General features: G+C 56.1%; 16 protein-coding genes and 1 tRNA gene. 9 read left to right on the forward strand and 8 right to left on the reverse strand.

What is annotated here, in order from left to right; genetic code table 11:
- The first annotated feature begins 13 nt into the window (after positions 1 to 13).
- Both AC2FHW_RS07155 and AC2FHW_RS07160 read left to right on the forward strand, forming a co-directional pair.
- On the forward strand, positions 14 to 745 hold the full coding sequence (locus AC2FHW_RS07155; RefSeq protein ID WP_271948145.1) for an SDR family NAD(P)-dependent oxidoreductase: 732 nt from the start codon (positions 14 to 16) through the stop codon (positions 743 to 745).
- Positions 742 to 1,476, forward strand: a complete 735-nt coding sequence (locus tag AC2FHW_RS07160) for an SDR family NAD(P)-dependent oxidoreductase (protein WP_281972425.1) — start codon at positions 742 to 744, stop codon at positions 1,474 to 1,476. The genes AC2FHW_RS07155 and AC2FHW_RS07160 overlap by 4 nt, the downstream gene beginning before the upstream one ends.
- On the opposite strand, the gene AC2FHW_RS07165 is transcribed toward AC2FHW_RS07160, so the two are convergent.
- Genes AC2FHW_RS07165 through AC2FHW_RS07180 form a run of 4 tightly spaced genes read right to left on the reverse strand, consistent with a single transcriptional unit; the run spans position 1,477 to position 5,949 of the window.
- Positions 1,477 to 2,817, reverse strand: coding sequence for an NAD(P)/FAD-dependent oxidoreductase (locus AC2FHW_RS07165; RefSeq protein WP_281972424.1), 1,341 nt, complete (start codon positions 2,815 to 2,817; stop codon positions 1,477 to 1,479). It lies immediately after the preceding gene.
- Entirely contained in the window at positions 2,814 to 4,310 is a 1,497-nt protein-coding gene (locus AC2FHW_RS07170; protein ID WP_496821695.1) for an aldehyde dehydrogenase, read from the reverse strand. Before AC2FHW_RS07170 ends, AC2FHW_RS07165 begins: the two co-directional genes overlap by 4 nt.
- 3 nt (positions 4,311 to 4,313) lie before the next feature.
- Positions 4,314 to 5,231: a dihydrodipicolinate synthase family protein gene (locus AC2FHW_RS07175; RefSeq protein WP_281972422.1), complete on the reverse strand. Its 918-nt coding sequence runs from the start codon at positions 5,229 to 5,231 to the stop codon at positions 4,314 to 4,316.
- Positions 5,232 to 5,238: 7 nt separating this feature from the next.
- Positions 5,239 to 5,949, reverse strand: a complete 711-nt coding sequence (locus AC2FHW_RS07180) for a GntR family transcriptional regulator (protein ID WP_142635889.1) — start codon at positions 5,947 to 5,949, stop codon at positions 5,239 to 5,241.
- Between the two features lie 154 nt (positions 5,950 to 6,103).
- Between AC2FHW_RS07180 and AC2FHW_RS07185 the strand changes: the two genes are divergently transcribed.
- The 3 genes from AC2FHW_RS07185 to AC2FHW_RS07195 all read left to right on the forward strand — a co-directional run bounded on the left by AC2FHW_RS07185 (position 6,104) and on the right by AC2FHW_RS07195 (position 9,152).
- Positions 6,104 to 7,054, forward strand: coding sequence for a GlxA family transcriptional regulator (locus tag AC2FHW_RS07185; RefSeq protein ID WP_142635891.1), 951 nt, complete (start codon positions 6,104 to 6,106; stop codon positions 7,052 to 7,054).
- Positions 7,055 to 7,463: 409 nt separating this feature from the next.
- Complete coding sequence (locus tag AC2FHW_RS07190; protein WP_271948132.1) at positions 7,464 to 7,970, forward strand: hypothetical protein; 507 nt, start codon at positions 7,464 to 7,466, stop codon at positions 7,968 to 7,970.
- A gap of 183 nt (positions 7,971 to 8,153) precedes the next feature.
- Complete coding sequence (locus tag AC2FHW_RS07195) at positions 8,154 to 9,152, forward strand: formylglycine-generating enzyme family protein (protein WP_271948131.1); 999 nt, start codon at positions 8,154 to 8,156, stop codon at positions 9,150 to 9,152.
- Between the two features lie 29 nt (positions 9,153 to 9,181).
- Here the strand turns inward: AC2FHW_RS07195 and AC2FHW_RS07200 are convergent, their stop codons facing one another.
- Positions 9,182 to 10,090, reverse strand: coding sequence for a LysR family transcriptional regulator (locus tag AC2FHW_RS07200; RefSeq protein WP_496676265.1), 909 nt, complete (start codon positions 10,088 to 10,090; stop codon positions 9,182 to 9,184).
- A gap of 143 nt (positions 10,091 to 10,233) precedes the next feature.
- Here AC2FHW_RS07200 and AC2FHW_RS07205 point away from each other — a divergent pair, with 143 nt between their 5' ends.
- Positions 10,234 to 11,973 carry an arylsulfatase gene (locus AC2FHW_RS07205; RefSeq protein WP_496691663.1) on the forward strand — a complete coding sequence of 580 codons (1,740 nt, stop codon included), beginning with the start codon at positions 10,234 to 10,236 and terminating at the stop codon, positions 11,971 to 11,973.
- Between the two features lie 175 nt (positions 11,974 to 12,148).
- On the opposite strand, the gene AC2FHW_RS07210 is transcribed toward AC2FHW_RS07205, so the two are convergent.
- From AC2FHW_RS07210 to AC2FHW_RS07220, 3 genes are all read right to left on the reverse strand, one after another.
- Positions 12,149 to 12,484 (reverse strand): hypothetical protein, encoded by a 336-nt coding sequence (locus AC2FHW_RS07210; protein ID WP_142635900.1) that lies wholly within the window; start codon positions 12,482 to 12,484, stop codon positions 12,149 to 12,151.
- 224 nt (positions 12,485 to 12,708) lie between these two features.
- Positions 12,709 to 13,431, reverse strand: coding sequence for a hypothetical protein (locus tag AC2FHW_RS07215; RefSeq protein WP_496821698.1), 723 nt, complete (start codon positions 13,429 to 13,431; stop codon positions 12,709 to 12,711).
- A 66-nt stretch (positions 13,432 to 13,497) separates the two neighbouring features.
- Positions 13,498 to 13,573, reverse strand: a tRNA-Val gene (locus AC2FHW_RS07220).
- Positions 13,574 to 13,891: 318 nt separating this feature from the next.
- Here AC2FHW_RS07220 and modA point away from each other — a divergent pair.
- From modA to modC, 3 genes are read left to right on the forward strand one after another with little or no spacing between them, the layout of a single operon-like run.
- Entirely contained in the window at positions 13,892 to 14,671 is a 780-nt protein-coding gene (modA, locus tag AC2FHW_RS07225; protein ID WP_271948123.1) for a molybdate ABC transporter substrate-binding protein, read from the forward strand.
- A gap of 3 nt (positions 14,672 to 14,674) precedes the next feature.
- Positions 14,675 to 15,367 (forward strand): molybdate ABC transporter permease subunit, encoded by a 693-nt coding sequence (gene modB, locus AC2FHW_RS07230; RefSeq protein WP_271948121.1) that lies wholly within the window; start codon positions 14,675 to 14,677, stop codon positions 15,365 to 15,367.
- On the forward strand, positions 15,364 to 16,464 hold the full coding sequence (gene modC / locus AC2FHW_RS07235; RefSeq protein WP_496821700.1) for a molybdenum ABC transporter ATP-binding protein: 1,101 nt from the start codon (positions 15,364 to 15,366) through the stop codon (positions 16,462 to 16,464). Before modB ends, modC begins: the two co-directional genes overlap by 4 nt.
- Positions 16,465 to 16,488 lie beyond the last annotated feature (24 nt).

Genomic DNA, 16,488 nt, shown 5'->3' on the forward strand with positions numbered 1-16,488 from the left:
ACTCGGAGGGAAAATGGAGCTGACGGGCAAAACAGCGCTCATCACAGGGGCTGCGGGTGGCATCGGATCTGCCATTGCACAGCGGATGCGGCAGGCAGGGGCACGAGTTGCGGTTGCGGACGTTTCGGTTGAGGGTATCGAAGCCGACGCCCATTTGCCCGGCGATTTGCGCGAGAGTGCTTATGCAGATGCATTGCCGCAACATGCGGCGGATGCGCTGGGCGGGCTGGATATCGTTGTTAACAATGCGGGGGTCATCACCCGCGGAGCGGTGACCGAGACCTCGGATACCGACTGGGCATTGTCGCTGGGCGTGAATGTCGAGGCGCCCTTTCGCATCTGTCGCGCTGCAATCCCGATCATGGCGGCGCGTGGTGGTGGCGCCATCGTGAACACCGCGTCATGCTGGGGCCTGCGCCCTGGGCCGAACCACGCGGTCTATTGCATGACCAAGGCAGCCATTGCGTCGTTGACACAATGCATGGGTATGGACCACGCGCATCAGGGCATCCGCATTAACGCCGTATGCCCGAATGAAGTAAACACGCCGATGCTGCGGTCGGGGTTTGAAAAACGCGGCTTTGATCCGGATACTGCCGTGGCCGAGCTGGGCCGGACGGTGCCCTTGGGGCGTATCGCCGAGCCCGAGGATATTGCTGATGTGGTGATGTTTCTTGCCTCGGACGCCGCGCGCTATGTGTGCGGGGCATTGCTGGAAGTGAACGGAGGAAAACCGGTTTCATGACGCGATTTACCGGCAAAACCGCGCTGGTCACGGGCGGGCGCAGCGGTATCGGACGCGCCATCGCGGAACGTTTGCAACACGAAGGTGCACGGGTCTTTACCGCGCAACGTGGGAGCGATCCGGAATTCGAAGGGTTCGAGGCCGATTTCAGAGATCCCCTCAGCCCGCAAACGGTGGTCAATCAGGTCGTTGATCAGGCCGGGCGATTGGACATTCTGGTCAATAATGCAGGCATGATGCAGGAAGCCGGCGTCGAGCAGATGAGCCTTGCGGACTGGCAGCGCACGTTGACAGTCAACCTCACGGCCCCGTTCCTGCTGATCAAGGCGGCGCTGCCCCATTTACGACGGGCCGGTGGGGCGATTGTCAATATCGGCTCGATTGAGGGGCTGGGCAGCAATCCCGGCCATGCCGCCTATTGCGCATCCAAAGCCGGGTTGCATGGTCTGACACGAGCGGTGGCCGTGGATCATGGGGCAGAGGGCATTCGTTGCAACGCCGTGGCCCCTGGCTGGATCGACACCGAGTTGAACGTGGATTTCATCGCCTCAATGCCGGACCCGGAGACATTTCACGAGGATATCAAGCGCATACACCCCGTTGCCCGAACCGGAAGCCCACAAGAGGTTGCGGCGCTCGTCGCCTTCCTGGCGTCGGGTGATGCCAGCTTTATCACCGGGCAGGTCTACACAGTAGACGGAGGCCGCATGGCCAAGCTGAGCCTGCCCTGATCACTCGTCCCGCGCGCGCCATTCTTTCCAGCGCAGCACCGCATTGGCACCGATCTCGCGGAATGGCTTTGGGGGTAGGCGTTTGGGTTGACCCTGGGCGTCGAAATACCGGGTGATATTCGAGCTTTGGCCGCAGGCGCGTTCTGCCGCCGCGATACCGGTCAGGGTGCCGCGCGCCGTGCCCAGCCCGTTCTGGACACAGCCAGAAATTACGCCCTGTTCGACCTCTCGTGCGACGGCGACGCCGTTCAGGCTGAGGCAGAGATGACCGGCCCAGCGATATTGCATGTCCAGCCCCGCCAACTGCGGAAATCGCTGGTCGAATTTGCGCTGCATCACCCGCGAGGCGCGCGCCAGATCACCAGCAGTCGAGGTCATGCCCGGGCGCAAGGCCGCGCAGGTACGAGTTATGATCCGATTGCCGCCCTGTGCCGTATCAATGCGCCGCATCGTTGTACCCAACGGATCAGATGGTGTGACACTCCAGCGGGGTTGCCCCCCCAGCCGCGACAGTACTTCGGTGTCCAGCTCCGGGGTCATTGCCGCAAACAGGAACAGCTGCATCAGGCGGTCACGCTCGATCCCAAAGCTTTCCAGATGCCCGTTCACCGTGAGGATGACTGTACCAGTGCTGACGGTACCGCGCGCGGTTTTTACCAGCCACGCACCGCCTTGCTTCTCAAACCCGGTCACGCCAGAGCTCTCGTACAATGCAATGCCATCCTTGATCAGTCCCGCAGCCAGACCACGAATATAGCCTGCTGGTTGCAACATAACCGTGCCGGGCGTGTATAGCCCCGACCGATAGTGGCGCGACCCTGTTAGGGCGTGCATCTGCTGTTGGTCGAGCATTTCACTGGTCTCACCCAAAGTGCTGAGATGATGCGCATAGCTGATATTATGTGCATGTCCCGCCGCGCTCACCGCTCCGTTAACCTTGCCAGCCGGATCAAAGAAATTCGGGTCGATCTGATATTGCTCGACCGCCGATCGGGCAAAATCAATTGCAAGTCGGTTTAGTGTGATCATGGTGCGATCATCCCCCGGCCCGGAATAATTGTCCGAGGCCAGGTCATGTGGCAGATCGATCATAAAACCCGTATTGCGCCCAGCAGCCCCTTCGGCCACGCGGCCAGCCTCAAGCACGATGATCTTTGCGTCGCTTTGCAGCTGCCTCAAACGCTGTGCCGCTGACAGGCCTGCGAAACCGGCACCAACAATCACGACATCCGCCGTCAGATCACCATCCAGTTCTTGGGCTGGGGGTGGATCGCCTAATATGACGCTCCAGGCCGCAGGTCCGCGATGGACTGGCAGGGTTCGGGCGGCATAGCTGCTCAATCCACGGCCTCATCCGCATCGTCGGACAGGTCGACCCAGATGGTTTTTAGCTGGGTATACTGGTCATGCGCATGGATCGAGTTGTCGCGCCCACCAAAGCCAGACTGTTTATAACCGCCAAAGGGCGTGGTGATATCGCCCTCACCAAAACTGTTTACAGTCACCGTTCCCGCCCGGATCATCCGCGCCCCGCGAATGGCGTGTTTCGCATTGGCTGTGAAGATCGACGCACACAAACCATACTCGGTATCGTTGGCGATCTTGATGGCCTCATCAAAGCTGGAAACCGTGATCACCGAAAGAATAGGACCAAAGATTTCGTCACGTGCCAGGATGGCGTCATTGCCAGGGAGTTCGACTACGGTGGCCTCGACAAAGCCATTGTCCGCTTTGCCTCCGATCACCACGTTTTCGGCCTGATCCAGATATCCGCAGATCTTATCGAAATGAGCTTCGCTGACCATTGCGCCCAATCGTGTTTCCGGGTTCAGAGGCTCGCCGACATTCCATTGCTTTACATGATGGGCGATGCGGTCGAGCAACTCGGCCTTTACGGCCTTGTGGACAATCAGGCGGGAGGTGGCCGAGCAGTTCTCACCCATGTTCCAGAACGCACCATTGACGATATGTGCCGCCACGCGGTCCAGATTTTCTGCATCTTCCATCACAATGGCCGGATTCTTGCCGCCCATTTCAAGCACCACCTCTTTGGCGTTGCTTTCCGCCGAATAGCTCAGAAACCGTTTGCCAGTCACGGTTGAACCGGTGAAGGACACCATATCGATATCCATGTGCCGTCCGATAGGTTCGCCCACCTCGGCACCTGCGCCGGGGACGATGTTCAGGACGCCGCGTGGCAGACCGGCCTCCATCGCCAGTTCGGCCAGCCGCAATGCCGTCAGTGAAGTTTCCTCGGCCGGTTTCACAACCACCGAGCAGCCCGCAGCCAGAGCGGGCCCGATTTTCCATGCCAGCATCAGCAATGGGAAATTCCAGGGCAGGACTAGCCCGACAACGCCAATCGGCTCGCGCACGACCAAAGCGATGTGGTCGTCACTGGCGGGCGAGACCTGATCATAGATCTTGTCGATCGCCTCAGCATGCCATTTCAGGCAATGAATGGTCTCGGGCAGGTCGACGGTCTCGCAGTCAAAGATGGTCTTGCCACTGTCGATACTTTCCATCACCGCCAGTTCACGTGCATTGCGTGTGATCAATTTGGTCAACCGGATCAGCACATTTTTGCGCTCGGATGGGTGCAGCCTCGACCAGCGGCCATCTTCGAACGCTTCGCGCGCCTTCTCGACGGCAAAATCCACGTCCGCTACACCACAGGCGGCAATGTTGGCCAATTTCTTGTTGGTCGCCGGGTTAACCGTTGTGAAGGACTGCCCGGAAATCGCCGGGCGATACGCGCCATCAATAAAGGCGCCGGTTGGCAAGGTCAGACCCGCGGCGATGGAGTCGTATTCGTCCTGCGTCAGCAATGTCATACCTTACCCCTCTGCCATGATGTCAGCGATTTTCTGTTTCAGCACGCGCGTCACTTGCTCTAGCGCGCGTTTGTCATCTTTGTTCAAAGATTTCAGCGGCGGTCGAACGGTGCCCGCGTCAATCCCATTCATTGTGACACCATGCTTGATGGTCTGGATGAATTTTCCACCCTGTTCCAATACCCGCATCAAGGGCATCAGCGCCGACATGATCCGGCGGCCCTTGGCATAATCGCCCTCGATTACACAGGCCTGGTATAGCGCCACATGCTCGGCAGGCAGAAAGTTCGAGCCGCCACAGACCCAGAACGGCGCGCCCCAGGCAAAGAACTCCAGCGCCTGATCGTCCATACCGCATCCCAGTTGGATATGCGGATAGTCCCGCGCCAGAAGATGAACCCGGTTGATATCGCCCGAACTTTCCTTGATGCCGCAGAAATTCCTGCTGCGTCCGACGCGGTCCAGGAATTCCTCGCCCATCATCGTGCCTGTGCGGTGAGGATAATTGTACAGCATTACCGGCAGGTCGGCGGCCTTGTCGATGGCCAGCGCATTCAGCGCATTTTCGCGGTCGGTGGGCACCGAATAGGGCGGGCTGGCCAACAGGATCGCATCTGCCCCGATTTCCTTTGCACCCGACGCCAGCGCAACCGAGTCCGACGTCAACATCGCGCCCGTGCCAACAACCAGAGGCAAACGGCCTTTCAGACGCACATGGGTGAACCGCGCCAATTCCAGCCGTTCCTCCACGGTCTGCGCATAATTCTCACCGGTCGACCCGCCCGAGATCAGACCATGCACGCCATTCTTGATCAGAAGCTCGATCACCTGCGCCAGCGCGTCCCAGTTGACGCTGTCATCGGCCTGATAGGGCGTGACCACCGGGGTATAGACCCCCTCAAATCGGAAAATTGGATTCATTCCGTCCTCATGCAGGTTTCGAAAGCGGTGGGAGGCCCATTGGGACATCCAGCGCATCGGGCATCACGAACAGTTCGATCTGATCGCGTGACAGGTTCCAGTGATCTTCGGCCAGCTGCGCAGCAGCCGTTTCATCGCGTGTCTCTATGGCGTCGATGATGGCGTCGTGTTGCTGGCTTGCCTCGGACAGGTTTTCGACCATCCTGCCCGACTGTGGCCGGTAGAAGGTCATGCCGATACGGGCATGGTCTATCAGCAAACGGTTGAAAGAGGGCAATAGATAGACATTGCCCGACATTTCGCCGGTCACTTCGTGAAAGCGGTTATTGGCCAGGGCGCGCTCTTCGGCTGCCCCATCCCGCAGCGCGGCCTTGAATGCCTGCTGTGCGGTTTTCAGGGCTTCAATCTGCACAGGCTTTGCATTCGCCGCTGCCAGTCGCAGGATTGCACCATAGATCATCGGAGCGGCCAGAAAGAAATCGCGCAAGGTGGTATACGACATTTCGGACACGCGCGCGCTGCGGTTTGTTCGCAGGTCCAGATATCCTTCTCCGGCGAGTTGTCGGAACACTTCGCGTAAAGGCGTTCTCGACAGGCCAAACGCATCGGACAGATGCACTTCGTCCAGATCGGTGCCAGGTTGCAGGCGCAAAGTCAGGATCGAGACCTTCAAGTGCTCGGCCAGCTGCGTTTTGCGGGTTTTTGCGACGTCCTTCATCCGGATCCTCCAGCCCAGCCAGCAAGAATCGATTGGGTTCGATTGCCTCCTTTTTGTATCCGAATAAAATACATATTGTATACATGGAAATTTCGTGCAGCATAATCCAACGACAAAGACTCAGCCAATCCGGCCGAACAAAGTGGAAAACCCTATGCCTCAGATGCGGCACATCACCATTGTTCTGATCGAGGAGTTCTCGCATCTCGCCTTTTCCTGTGCCGTCGAACCACTGCGGATCGCCAATCTGGTCAGTGAGAAAACGCTATATGATTGGACGCTGATATCGGAGGACGCAGAGCGTGCAGTATGTTCCAATAAGGTGGTGACACTTGTGCATGGCGGGTTGGGCGATATTCCAAAGACTGATCAGCTGTTTGTCTTGTCGGGCATCCACATGCGCAACCATGTCTCACGCGACCTTCTGGCGACGTTGCGACGCGAACGTGCGCGGGGCACGCCGATCGGGGCATTGTGTTCTGGTGCTTGGCTTCTAGCAGAGGCTGGATTTCTGGATGGCTCTCAGGCTGCGATCCACTGGGAATATCACGATGCGTTTATGGAAGCGTTCCCAGAGGTGAACCTTGTGCGCAGTGTCTTCGTGGCAGACGCGAAACACATCACGGCATCGGGTGGGACGGCAACTGCCGATCTTATGCTGCATCTGATCGGACGCGACCACGGCGAGGAGCTGGCGATCGCGGTTGCAGACCAGATGGTGTATAATGCTGCCCGCAACGCAACGGCCAAACAAAGGGTATCATTGCAATCGCGCAACGGGATGCGTAACGCACATCTGGCTCGGGCTATCCATACCATGCGCGAATGCCTTGAAGCACCGGTTTCTCCGTCAAAGATCGCGGATGATCTTGGCATATCCACGCGCCAGTTAGAGCGGTTATTTGGTAAGTATCTCAACACTTCGCCCAAAAAATACTTTATGGAATTGCGCCTGGAACGCGCGCAAAAGCTTTTGCTTCAGACCGAAGCATCCGTCACCGAGGTCGCCTTGGCTTGTGGCTTTGAAAATCCCGGTCATTTCTCGCGGGTTTATCGATCCAGTTTTGGTGTCACACCGCATTCGCAAAAAAGCAAAATCGACTGACGGAAGGCGGCGGGGGGAGCTGCTCTGCCCTAGGGCGAGCCCGGCCCGGCAGGCGCTCACCCCCTAGTCCCGCTTGTACCCCCTCGTTAAATTCAAACTCGTAAACTGATCAGCAGGATTGACTGTTTGTATTTGGTAAAAAGGGCACAAATTCTGCAAGATCGTGTCAGATGTAAGGGAGTTTAGGGCGACATAAAGGCCCAGATTTCAGCAAAAAATGCGGCCCAAATCCCACACAATTAATAACTCAATTAGCCAAGTTTGTCCTTGAGTTTGCGTTACATATGAAAAATGACTTTTAAGTTTAGCCAAAATACCGGGTATACTTACAAACTATGGCAGAGATTCACATCGGGATGCATTTTCGAACCCCCATGTTCCCTTCAGCAACCAAAGCCGGAGGCCATGCATGAATTTCGAAACTTACCAGCCGGTCGTGACACCAGTCCCGCCAGTCATACCCGTAGACGTGCGCGAGGTTCAGATTATTCAGGCCTCTCAGGCGGCCAGTGCAGCATTTGAAAAGTTATCCGCCACGGCATTATTTGAGGTGGATACAGTCACTGATACCCAGAAGCGCATACTTGCGATCTTTCGCTGGTATTTTCTGGCGGCCTATTGCACGCGGATGTTGTCTGGGGCAACGCATCGGCTGGATCATTTGACGATGCAAGTAGGCATGGATGTATACAGTGCGGTTGGTATGATTTTGTCCCGCGATGAGATCGAGTATTCGAGAAACCTGATTGAAAAAATGCCGGATTCTGCGGCTGATGCACGGATGAAGGCGATCGGTGCGCGGGGGCACAAGGCAGGTTGGATCGCGGCCAATCAATATAAACAGGGCAGAGGCATGCCCTTAGAGATCAAGGTCGCTCTGTCGGGTGCTTTGGCGGCTGTGGATCGTTTGAATTGAACAGCGGTCCCAATTTGACATGAATTTACAAGTGTAGGTGAATTTGCCTCACAGCAGGCAGGCGCGCTCCTTTCGTTGAAGCTTAGGTCGAAGGGTGGAAATGCTGCCCATTCACAGTAGGGGATTGAAAACCGTACCAAATCACTACATTCACCCCTGATAGATCCAACAGGTTAATTCTACATGCCCCTTTCAAAAAGATTGCTAGCCTATGGCTCGGTTCCCGTGGTTGCGATTGTATGCTTTGCCGTTTGGTATACCAGTATCGGTTCCAAACCAGGTCCTGAGTTTGTCCGGCTGGATGGTGGAGAATTCCTGATGGGTTCGCAAAACTTTCAAGCGGAAGAGACTCCGGTCCATCCAGTGAATGTCAGGTCCTTTGACATTACGCGGACAGAAATTACCAACGACCAATTTGCGAAATTTGTCGAAGAAACCGGGTATCAGACAACGGCAGAGCGTGGCTTGTCGGCGGAGGATTTCCCGGGTCTGCCTGCAGATTTGCTTGAGCCTGGGTCGATGGTCTTCGCCCAGCCTAAGGAAGCGGTGTCGCTGAATAATCCCAACGCATGGTGGCGCTATGTCAAAGGTGCAAGCTGGCAACACCCGGCAGGACCGGGCAGTTCGATTGCGGAACTGGGCGACCATCCGGTGGTGCATGTGTCACCCGAGGATGCCGCAGAATTTGCAGAGTGGATCGGAGGTCGTCTGCCGACCGAGGCCGAATGGGAATTTGCAGCTCGCGGCGGGATCGAAGGCGCCGACTACACCTGGGGTGACAGCTATGATCCCAGCAATGGGTGGAAGGCAAACACCTGGCAAGGACAGTTCCCAAGCGAAAACCTGGCTGACGATGGCCATGTCGGAACCGCACCCGTAGCTTCATATGTGGCCAATGGCTACGGCCTGTATGACATGGCGGGCAATGTCTGGGAGCACGTGGCCGACTGGTGGGTGCCGGGGCACATTCCTGGCGACCAAATTGATCCTACCGGCCCGGAAAAGGCCTTTGCCGCCCAGTTCGGTAGCGCATCGATGGGTGCAATGCGGTTGGTCAAAGGGGGCTCATGGCTTTGCGCGCCGAATTTCTGTCTGCGTTACCGACCTGCAGCGCGGCAGCCGGTTGAGATGTCGTTGGGCAGCAATCATGTCGGATTTCGCGTTGTCCGCGATGTAGACTAACCGCCGGGCATTCCGGTCATGCGGCGGGCTTATTCCGCCCCGTACCGGTGGCACAATCGATTCCAGAACATATCAAGCGCGGCAAATTTAACGCCCTTGCGACGGGCAGCGCATATGTTCCAGGTCAGAGGTTGCGTGGTTCGTATCTCTTTCAACATCCCCAATTTCAGGTGCTGATCAAAATCTTCCTTCATTCCTCCGGCAATCAGGTCTGCTCTGCAGGCCATATCGGCAACTAAAGAGAAATCGTCACTTTCGATCTGGGGCAATCGGTCAACAATATGCCAGGCTTTCTCGTCATTCCCCAGAGTGGCGGCAATGGCAGAGCGCCAGTGGCGATGCATATGCGCGGTTATAAACGGATGCCGAAACACCTCAGCGATTGAGACCGGAGTTGCCTGATGAATGGGATGGTCGGGGCGAGCGCAGAAGAAAACGGGTTCCTTTCGAACGACCTGAATGTCCAGATCGCTTAGGTTGGGCGTGTGCGTCAGATCGCAAACCGCCACGTCCAGGCGCCCTATCCGCAATGCTTCGAGGGGTTCCATGGTGGCCCGCACATCAACGCGGACACGAAGATCTGGCCAGTTATCAAGCAGCTCTGCCAGAAGCGGCGTGATGATCGTCCGGGTCGTCAGGGGTCCGCAGCCGATATTCAGCACCTCCGGGCCGACCGAACGCAACCGTTTGACTCCTGCTTCAAACTGGCTGGTCGCATCGTGCAGCGCGTCCAGAAGTTGCAGAAAGCGTTTCCCCGCCGGTCTGATGGTTGCGCCGCGGCCTGTCCGTTCAAATAGCGCCTGACCGGCATAAGTTTCTGCCTGGCCGATATAGCGTGAGAAACTTGCAGGAGAGGTTCCGATTGCATCCGCTGCCACACGAAAGTTGCCGTGTCTGGCCAATGAGCGCACCGCATCTATGGCTTTGGAATCAATCATTTGCACCCTCGTTCCAATATTCAGAACGCTCATACCAATTGATGGAATGGTCGTCTCTTTCTGTAGTCGGAATTGTCGTTTCCTGCGACATTATTGTCGACCGTGGCACGACGCCCCGGACTTCCCACATAACGGAGGATTCAATGGTTCCTTTAAGGAATATATTAGCTGTGCTTGGCGCTTCGGCGTTATCAACGACTGCAGCACTTGCCGATTCTGAGGATACACGCCCAAACGTTCTTATTCTAATCGCAGATGACATGGGGTTTTCCGATGTTGGCGCATTTGGCAGTGAAATCGAAACGCCCTCGATCGACCAACTGGCAGATGACGGTATGCTGTTCACCAATTTCCACGTTGGAGCGTCTTGCTCGCCCACTCGGACTATGCTGATCAGCGGTGTCGACAACCATCTCGCAGGCCTCGGCAATATGTTAGAGATTCAGGCCGATAACCAATTCGGCAAGCCTGGCTATGAAGGTCATTTGAACGACAAAGTTGTTGCGTTGCCGCGTCTGTTGCGCGACGCAGGATACCACACCTATATGACCGGCAAATGGCACCTAGGTCATGAGCCTGGCACGATCGCTTATGACCGCGGATTTGAGAAATCCTTTATGCTGGGCGAAAGCGGTGCGGATAACTGGGTCGAGCAGCCCTATGCCCCATTCTATACGCGGGTGCACTATTACGAGGACGACAAGCTTGTCAGCCTGCCAACGGACGACTACTTCTCGTCCGATTTTTATACCCAAACGATGATCGATTACATCGACAGCAACCTGGATGACGGTAAACCATTTTTGGCCTGGGTCGGGTATCAGGCCGTCCATTATCCTCATCAGGCGCCAAAAGAATTCATCGACAAATATGACGGCGTTTATGACGAAGGGTTCGAGGCCCTGCGGGTTTCGCGTCTGAAAAAGCAGAAGGAACTTGGGCTGATCTCTCCGGATGTGGAATTGGACCCGGAGTTTGCGAAAACCTCTTATGAACCGTGGCAGATGCCGGATTGGGAAAAGCTTAACGACGAAGAAAAAGCATTCAACGCGCGACGGATGCAGACCTATGCCGGAATGCTGGACAATATGGATGTCAATATCGGCAGGATTCTGAGCTATCTGGATGAAAAAGGTATTGCGGACAACACCATCGTCATTTTCCTTGCGGATAACGGCCCGGATCCGAACCAGTTGCCGCTGTCTGAAGCCTATCGTGATTGGTACAAAGCCCATTACGACAAGGTCTATATCGAGGATTTTGATGGCGATTATTCGGATATGGGGCAGCAGGGTGTCTATGCTGATTACGGCCCTGGCTGGGCGGCAGCCGCAGCGGTTCCGGGCAGCTACTTTAAGACATTCTCGACCGAGGGTGGTTTGCGTGTCCCTTTGATCGTGAAATTCCCGGGTGTTGTCGAGCCCGGATCGCAAGTCGATAAATTTGCCTTTGTTCGCGATATCGTTCCAACACTTCTTGACGTTGCCGGCGTAGACGTTCCCGGACCGGTCTATGACGGTCGCGAAATTTATACGCCAGACGGTATCAGTATGATGCCGGTCCTGAAGGGTGAGACGGAAACCGTGCGCGACGATAACAACCCGGTCGGATATGAGCTTGCAGGGTCCTCAGCAGTATTCCAGGGCAAATATAAACTGATGCAGAATCTGGCCCCTAAAGGCACAGGCGAATGGGAACTGTTTGATATCGAAGCTGATCCGTCGGAATTACACAATCTGGCGGACCAGATGCCCGAGCGTGTCGCAGCGATGCAGGCCTATTTTGAGGACTATGCAAAAAGGGTAAATCTTGTGCCTGTTCCAGAAGGCTATAACCCTCTGGAGCAGACGGTCGTCAACGCCAAGCGCAGTGGCGCGCATTAACTGAAATGTCATCGCGCCGTTTCGGGACGGAAACGGCGCGATGCGTATATTTGAAAAAGGCACAGTGCTGGTTGGTCCGCCGATAGATATGTGGCGCTACTGCGGGTGCAGCCACTGTTTGCCGCAAGCACACGCCCATGGAACAGGCCGGTGCATTGTTAGGAGGAGATGCGGGTTATTGCCCTGTGATTTCCGTGCAAGTTCCTTTGCCCCAACCGGTTCTACTACCAGAGGCAGAGAAATCGAACGTGCCTTTCTGGGGGTGGACGTTATAACTCAGCGTGTGATCCTCGCCGATATACAGGTAGGTCAAGGTATCGAGCCCCGGGAAAACATCGACCTCTTTGTCGATGTCACCGATCTTGATACGACCTTTGTTTTGATCTTCATATTTGATCAGTTTCGCAGCCATTTCGGGATGCTGTTCGTCTGGCGACTGACATTCAAACACCCGCTCTTCTGCAAGCGCCGTGAAGGGCATAAATATAAGAAGAATGGCCAACTTTTTCATTTGATCTCACCTAGAGCAGATTCGTTTCGAACGCCGCAGCTAGGTGCGATTTCTGTCATAAATTTGCTGAAATTCTGGCCAGACTGTGCCTTGGGCACAACCAAAGAAAATATAGGTGTTGGACCGTCTGCAAAATCAAGATTCTAGCGTCTCGGCAAGAAGCCTGTGGCAAAGATCGCATCCCAGAACAGAATGCAGGTCGGCTCCACTGAGCATTGCATTCACTACCAATCAAATCTCTCATAAGTATCTGTTTCAATACAAGTAATATTTGCATCTCCGAGGGTTGAGATCGGCTCGTCCAGAACATCCACCTCTGGGGCATTGTCGGTCGAATGGATAGCATCCCAAGGCAGGGTTCCAGGAGTACTCGAGTACAGCGCTTCGTAAGCCAGTTCTTCGTCCAAAGAATTCCCTGGGCTGACAGGGTCGTCACCGACGGTCAGGGCAAATGGGTTTTCCGAAGTGATGAGAGTGCCGGCGCTGTCTATGTCTGACACAACGATCTGACCATGAATTACGCCCTCGAAACCTACTGGCGGGGAAAGCTCCAGGTGGTTCAGGTTACAACCCGACAAATCCACCGGATCACCATTGGTGATCACCGAATGCTCACCACTGATTATCAGGGTATTTGCCGGTAACCCCTCCAGTGTAACATTCGCCTGATCAGACGCATGCGACACTTGGATGCCAACTTGGATCGCGTCGTCCTTGGGAACCGACAAACCGGGATCGGCCTGCATCACCTCACGGCCATCGGTATCCGGACCGTCCCATTCCAGCTTCAGCCCCGCATGGCCGTGGTTCTCGACATATCGGACTTCGATGCCATAAGTCCCAGGCTCAAGGTTGACCTCTTCTGAATACGTGCGAAACCCATGTGGCTTATCTCCTGTGTTGGAGACATCATCTCCGTTTAAGTGCAGCGGAGGCGCAGCGGACACAGTTTCATGCGCAGCACAGCAAAAGGTGCTAGCCGCGTAAGACCTTGATACATTGTAGGGAAAGAATGGTGGGTGATGAGAGACTCGAACTCCCGACATCTTCGGTGTAAACGAAGCGCTCTACCAACTGAGCTAATCACCCGTGAGGCTGCATTTAGCCAAGCCGGCGCGCGGGCGCAAGAGGGTCCGGCACAATTTCTTTCACTGAATTTAGACAAGGCGGGGATCTGGGGTGATTTAACCGCCAACCGGGCTCTGATTTATCAGACTTTTTGAGGGATCACGAAATCTGAACCGGTCGTTTCGGACCAGGCACCTTCAAAATATCTTGGGTGTTGTAGCGGCTATGGATTGCCCGTTTCAAAGGTTCTTATTCACGATGCGTCCTATCGATGCTTGCGCGCCCCCCGCCGCCTCAGATATCCCCTGATGGAACCTTAACCTACGAGACGGGAACAATATGACCCTGTCATCCGCAAGCCGTTTTCTGGCTGCTGCTATTGTTTTGGGTAGTTTGATATCGACTCCGCAGCGTGCAGAGGCCGACGATGTTTTGGTTTTTGCTGCTGCCAGTCTGAAAAATGCTCTGGATTCACTTGTACCGGGTTTTGAACGGCAAAGCGGTCAGGAGGTTGTCATATCGTATGCGGCGTCTTCTATACTGGCACGTCAAATTCAACAGGGCGCCCCGGCGGATGTGTATATTTCAGCCAACAGTGACTGGATGGATGTCCTTCAGGAGAATCGGCTGATTGATGCTGGATCGCGGGTTAACCTTTTGGGAAATGGGCTTGTCCTGATCGGTGGGCCGACGGCCGTTGAAATTGAGGGGTTTTCCCCGCAGACGGACATCTCAGCCGCTTTGTCAGGTGGGCATCTTGCGATGGCCCTGGTCGATGCCGTGCCTGCGGGAATTTACGGCAAAGCGGCGCTGCAAAACCTAGGTCTTTGGGATAGTGTTCAGCAGCAGGTGGCGCAGACCGACAATGTACGCGCGGCTCTGGCATTGGTTGCCGCGGGGGCTGCCCCCTTGGGTGTTGTCTACCGATCGGATGCCCAGGCCGAGGATCGGGTGCGGGTGGTGGCCTCTTTCCCTGCAAATCTTCACCCGGAAATTGTCTACCCGGCCGCTGTAACAACGCAAGCCTCAGCCGAGGCATATGCATTCCTAAGCTACCTACAGACGGACGCAGCGATGGCTGTCTTTGCAGAGCAGGGATTTGCCCTGCCGGGCGACTAGCCGATGGGTTGGTTGGGACCGGAAGAACTTGAGGCGCTGAAATTGTCGCTGCGTGTCTCTTTCTGGGCAACGCTGGTTACTTTGCCCTTTGGTATATTCGTTGCCTATGCACTGGCGCGCTGGCGCTTTCCCGGACGACAAGTGTTGAATGGGTTGGTGCATTTGCCATTGATCCTGCCGCCGGTTGTTACGGGATATCTGCTGCTATTGACCTTTGGTATTCAGGGCCCGATTGGTGGACCTCTGGCGGGGCTTGGAATTGTCTTTGCGTTTCGCTGGACCGGCGCGGCGCTGGCCGCTGGGATCATGGCGTTTCCGCTGATGGTCCGTGCTATTCGCCTTTCGATCGAAGCCGTCGACCCTAAGCTCGAACAGGCCGGAGCCACGCTGGGTGCCTCGCGTCTGTGGGTTTTTGTCACCGTAACCTTGCCGATGATTCTACCGGGGGTGATCGCCGGGACCATCCTTGCCTTTGCAAAAGCCATGGGTGAGTTCGGCGCGACGATCACCTTTGTTTCGAACATACCTGGACAGACACAGACGTTGCCATCGGCCGTTTATGCGTTTCTGCAGGTTCCGGGTGGTGAGGCGGCGGCGATGCGGCTAGTGGTGATATCGGTCATCATCGCGATGGGGGCGCTGCTTTTGTCAGAGTTTGTCGGTCGTCGCGCCGCGGCAAGGGTGTCGGGGACATGAGCCTTTCCGTCAATCTGCAACATGATCTGCCAGGTATTCAGTTGGATGCCAAATTTGATGCGCCTGCCGGGGTGACGGTTCTGTATGGAAGGTCCGGCGCCGGTAAGACGACAATCGTTAACGCTGTTGCGGGATTGCTGGAGCCCAAAGCTGGTCGCGTATCCGTGGACGGATGGACGTTGTTCGATACGGAAAAGCGCCTTTGGCTGCCTCCGCATAAACGCCGCTTGGGGTATATTTTTCAGGAAGGACGGCTGTTCCCGCATCTGACAGTGCGCCAGAACCTGTCCTATGGGCGCTGGTTTGCGCCCAAAAGCGTGCCGCGCGAAGACCCCGATAAGGTAATTGAGATGTTGGGGATCGGGCATCTTCTGGACCGTCGTCCACTGAGCTTGTCAGGTGGCGAGAAGCAGCGTGTCGCCATAGGCCGCGCCTTATTGGCCAGCCCGCGTCTGATCCTCGCGGATGAGCCTCTGGCCGCATTGGATGATGCACGGAAGGCCGAGATACTGCCCTATTTCGAACGGCTTCGGGATGATATTTCGGTGCCGATCCTTTATGTGACCCACTCGGCAGCCGAAGTTGCGCGGCTGGCAACTTCTGTCGTTGCCCTGCAGGACGGCAAGGTGGTTCGGCAAGGCCCGGCTTCCGAAGTGATGGCTGATCCTTCTGTGGCCCCGCTCGGTGTCAGAGCCGTTGGTGCGGTGCTTCAGGTGCAGGTATCAGCTCACCATGCAGACGGGTTGACCGAGTTGGCAGCCGAAGAGGCGCGCCTATTTCTGCCGCGTATTCCCCATAAGGTCGGCGAAAGCCTGCGTATTCGCATCCCCGCACAAGAGGTGATCCTTGCCAGTAAGCGGCCCGAGGGCCTGTCAGCGCTGAATGTACTGGAGGGCAGGGTTGATACGATCCGAGCCGGGGAAGGCCCCGGTGCGATCGTCTCTGTCATTACACCTGCAGGGACTATTCTGGCTCGGATCACCCGACGTTCGGTAGAAGCCCTTGGGCTTGCTGCGGGCAAACCTTGCTTTGCGGTGATAAAAACCGTGGCGCTTGCGCCGCAGGATGTCGGTGGGCGGCTGCACTTTGAGAATTGAAACGGCGCTTTACGGAAAGCGCAT

The sequence above is a fragment of the Ruegeria sp. YTSA108 genome (genome assembly GCF_059610185.1).